Genomic DNA, 4274 nt, shown 5'->3' with positions numbered 1-4274 from the left:
AGACCTACCGCACCTTCATGCGGCGCTCGGCCGCGTGGCGGACGCTGTTCAACCCGGCGAGCGGGTACGTCGAGCCGCGCTACGCCGCGGGCGCCTTCAAGCCCGGCTTCACGCCCGAGTCCGGCGAGGGCTTCGTCGAGGGCAACTCCGCGCAGTACACGTGGATGGTCCCCTTCGACCCCGCGGGGCTCGCCGAGGCGATGGGCGGCGTGGAGGTCGCGGTGGAGCGGCTCGATCGCCACCTCGGCGAGCTCAATCGTGGTCCGCTGTCGTCCTTCGCCTACCTGGGCAACGAGCCCGAGCTCGGCGTGCCATGGCTCTACGACTGGCTCGGTCAGCCGTGGAAGACGCAGAGGACGGTGCGTGCGGCGTTGCTCGAGCTCTTCGCCGCCTCGCCCGACGGCTATCCCGGCAACGACGACCTGGGCACGATGTCGGCCTGGTACGTGTTCTCCTCGCTCGGGATGTACCCGACGATGAGCGGCGCCGACTTCATGGCGCTGTCCAGCCCGCAGTTCGAGACCGCGACCGTCCGGATCGGGCAGTACGGCTCGAAGCAGGGCGGCACGCTCACCGTGACCGCGCCCGGCGTCACCGACGCCAACCGGTACGTGCGGACGGTGAAGTTCAACGGTGCCAACCACACCAGGACGTGGCTGGACTGGAAGGCGATGGCGAGGGGCGGCACGCTGGCCTACCAGGTCGGCGCGACGCCGTCGGACTGGGGCACGCAGACCGGGTCCGAACCGCCGTCGGTCAACAAGGCCCCGGCCGACGGCCGCGAGCACGTGGACGCCTCCGTGCGGCCCGCGTCGGCGATCCTGCCGACCAAGGGCTCCGCGCAGACCCTGACGCTGAGCCTCGACGTGCTCGGCCAGTCCCCCGGCACGCTGTCGGTGCCGCTCAAGGCCGTCGTGCCGCCGGGGTGGGGTTCGACGCTGCAACGGGCTCCGCTGCTGATCGAGTCGAAGCGGCTGCCGGTGCAGAAGACCGTGACGCTGCCGATCACCGTCCCGGCGGGCGCCGCGCCCGGCACCTACCAGGTGAAGGTGACCGCCGGAACGGTCACCCGCACGGCGTCGGTCGAGATCAGGACGGCGGGAAGCTGCGCGACCGTGGTGGACGGCCAGTGCGCCGTGGACCTCGGCCGCGAGCGCAACCACGACGGCGCCGCCACGGTGGCCGAGTCCTCGCAGGGGAACTTCGACGGCGGAGGCTGGAGCTACGACGCCGCTCTCCTGCCCCCCGCGGGCACGGTGTCGTGGGGCGGTGTCACGTACTCGACCCCGGACCCGACCGGCACGGCGAACAACTTCGTCGAGACCAGGGGCCAGGCGATGCTGCTGCCGCAGGGGAACTACAGCGCGGTCAAGCTCGTCTCGGCCGCCCACAACGGTCCGGTGACCGGAGCGGTGACGCTGCGGTACGCGGACGGCACCAGCACCCAGGTCGCGGTGACCGTCGGCGACTGGGCGGGCTCGACCCCGCCCGGCACCTCGGTCGTGCTCGACATGCCGCACCGGATCAAGGCGGGCCAGGGCGTGGACGGACCGCCGGTGCGGCTGTTCGGCCAGTCGCTGCCCGTCGACCCGGCCAAGGTTCTCCAGTCGGTCACCCTGCCCGACGACCCCCGTGTGGAGGTGTACGCCGTCACCCTGGTCTGATGGGCGGTCCCCGGCGTGAAGAGGTGGACCGAGCGTGGACCTGCACGTGAGCCTGGACGGACGACGTGAGCTGACCGCCCAGATCTACCTGCAGGTCCGCGCGGCCATCCTGGACGGGCGGCTGCGGCCCGGCGAGGCCCTGCCGCCCACCAGGGAGCTGGCCGCCGCGCTCTCGGTGTCCCGCAACACGGCCAACGCCGCGTACGAGAAGCTCGCGGCGGAGGGGTTCCTGTCCAGCCGGGTCGGCGTCGGCACGTTCGTCAGCGACCTCCCGTTCCGCGGGGCGGTGGAACCCGAGGTGCCCGAGTCGCCGCTGCGGCCGAGGCCGATGTGGGACGACATGCCCGCCCCGCCGGACCTGTCGGCGATGGGCGACAGGTTCGACTTCCGGCCGGGGATGCCGGACGCGCGGCACTTCCCGTTCGCCACGTGGCGGGCGCTGCTGGCGGGCCAGCTGCGCGACTCGGCCACCGGCTTGGGGATGTACGGCGAACCGCTGGGGCACGCCGGTCTGCGCGCCTCGATCGCCCGGCACGTCGGCGTCTCCCGCGCCGTCCGGACGACGGCGGCCGACGTCATGGTCACCGGCGGCGTGCAGCAGGCCGTGGACCTGATCGCGCGGGTCATGCTCGCGCCCGGCGACGTGGTCGCCATGGAGGACCCCTGCTACCCGCCGGTGAAGCGGCTGTTCCAGGCCATGGGCATGCGGCTGGTCGGCGTTCCCGTCGACGCCGAGGGCCTGGTGGTGGACCGGCTCCCGGAGGACGCGAAGCTCGTCTACACCAGTCCCTCGCACCAGTTCCCGCTCGGCCACGCCCTGTCGCTGTCGCGGCGGCTCGCGCTGCTGGCGTGGGCGGACCGCGTGGACGCGGTGATCGTGGAGGACGACTACGACAGCGAGTTCCGCTGGACCGGCCGCCCCGTGGAACCCCTGCACGCGCTGGACCGCACCGGCCGCGTCGTCTACGTCAGCTCGTTCTCGAAGGTGCTGCTGCCGACGCTGCGGGTCGGCTTCTGCGTCGCTCCCCCGCCGCTGCACTCGGCGCTGCGCAAGGCGAAGCACCTGGCCGACTGGCACTCGCCGGGCCCGGTACAGGGGGCGTTGGCGCAGTTCATCGACTCCGGCTTGCTGGCGGGCCACCTGCGGCGGATGCGGCGGGTCTACCGCGCGCGGCGGGACCGGATGGCGATGGCGTTCGACCAGGACTTCGCCGACGTGCTGGAACCCATCACCAGCGCGGCGGGCCTGCACGTCACGGCGTGGCTGCGCACCGACCGACCGGGCGAGGACGCGGCAGTGATCGCCAGGGCGCGCGAGCACGGCGTCGCGCTGCACTCCATGGCCCTCTGCGGGATCGAGCGCGTCCCGAGGCAGGGATTCGTGTTCGGCTACGGCCTCATCGCCACCGAGGACCTGGACGAGGGCCTCGCGCGGATGCGCCGGGCGTTCACGTGACCTCGTCGTCATTGGCCCGGTCCATCAGGGCCGATCCTGGTACTTCCACCGCGCACCGGTGCTTCCTAGGCTCGACCCGTGCCGGGATGCGGGGAGGGAGCCCCGCACCCGACGCGGCGATCGGGCACTAGCCCAACTGCGCCTTGACCTGGGCGATCGAGGGGTTCGTCAAGGTCTCGCCGTTGGGGAAGTGCAGCGTGGGCACCGTCTGGTTCCCGCCGTTGACGCTCATCACGAAGTCGGCGGCACCGGGGGTCTGCTCGATGTCCACCTCGATGTACTCGATGCCTTCGCGCTTCAGCTGGTTCTTGAGGCTGTAGCAGAAGCCGCACCAGGAGGTGGAGTACATCGTCAGGGTCGCGGGCGCAGCGGACATCGGGTTAACGCTCCTCGGGTAGGGGGAGATCGGTTCCGCAGTGTGCAACGCGCGGACCACCCCCGTCGTTACCCCAGGACGGGGGTGATTCGCGCGTCAGAGGGACGAAGGAGCGGGGTGAGCGGGCGGCCGGAAAAGCGGTGCCAGGACCACCGCCCCCCCAGCCAGCGCTGAACGGGACCACAACACTCGGCAACCAGGCCAGCCATGAACGGGACCACAACACTCCGCAACGCGGCCAGTTTTGAACGGGACCCCAGCACTCCGCAACCCGGCCGGCCTTGAACGGGACCACCGCACTCCCGGCCCGGCCGGCCTTGAACAGGACCACCGCACTCCCAGCCCGGCTCTTGCCCCTGAGCAACCGCACCAGACCAAACCCACCCGACCCGGTTGCCAACTGCTCTTCCCAACCCCACCTCCCCCGCCGCCCCGGTCCTTCCCGCCGTCGCGCTTCGGTTTGTTTGTCAAGGCATCTTTCCCGCCTTGACAAACAAACCGAAGCGTCGAGACAATCGCGGGAACGGGGTGGCGGGTGGCTTGCAACGAACCAAAAGCCATCCCCCGCTCGCACAATCGTCTCCACACCCTTTCCCCTTTGCCAAGGCGGGAAAGATGCCTTGACAAAGGGGAAAGGTGAGGTTGTCCCCTTGGATCGGGCACCCTGATCCCAGACAGCGATCTGGGGAAGGATGTTCCCCGTGTCAGGCAAGTCGAAGTACCCCGAGCAGTTCCGCAAGGACGCGGTCGCGTTGGCCACCTCCTCGGACCGGCCGTT

3 protein-coding genes are annotated in these 4274 nt (G+C 71.0%); 2 read left to right on the top strand and 1 reads right to left on the bottom strand.

The window, feature by feature from the left end:
- Both VFZ92_RS18520 and VFZ92_RS18515 read left to right on the top strand, forming a co-directional pair.
- Positions 1–1664: glycoside hydrolase domain-containing protein (locus VFZ92_RS18520; protein WP_330877207.1), on the top strand; the 1664-nt coding region annotated here is incomplete at its 5' end.
- 34 nt (positions 1665–1698) lie between these two features.
- Positions 1699–3120 (top strand): PLP-dependent aminotransferase family protein, encoded by a 1422-nt coding sequence (locus VFZ92_RS18515; protein ID WP_330877206.1) that lies wholly within the window; start codon positions 1699–1701, stop codon positions 3118–3120.
- Between the two features lie 127 nt (positions 3121–3247).
- On the opposite strand, the gene VFZ92_RS18510 is transcribed toward VFZ92_RS18515, so the two are convergent.
- A complete protein-coding gene (locus tag VFZ92_RS18510; protein WP_330877205.1) occupies positions 3248–3496 on the bottom strand; it encodes a mycoredoxin in 249 nt (82 codons plus the stop codon).
- Positions 3497–4274: the final 778 nt, after the last annotated feature.

It is taken from the genome of Umezawaea sp., from assembly GCF_036375055.1.
GTDB lineage: Bacteria > Actinomycetota > Actinomycetes > Mycobacteriales > Pseudonocardiaceae > Umezawaea.
Note: the sequence above shows the minus strand (reverse complement) of the source record. Positions and strands in the feature narration are given on the sequence as shown.

Bases quoted from the DNA above. Each gene is read 5' to 3' on its own strand.
- VFZ92_RS18510 (WP_330877205.1), bottom strand. From the start codon at position 3,496: ATGTCCGCTGCGCCCGCGACCCTGACGATGTACTCCACCTCCTGGTGC.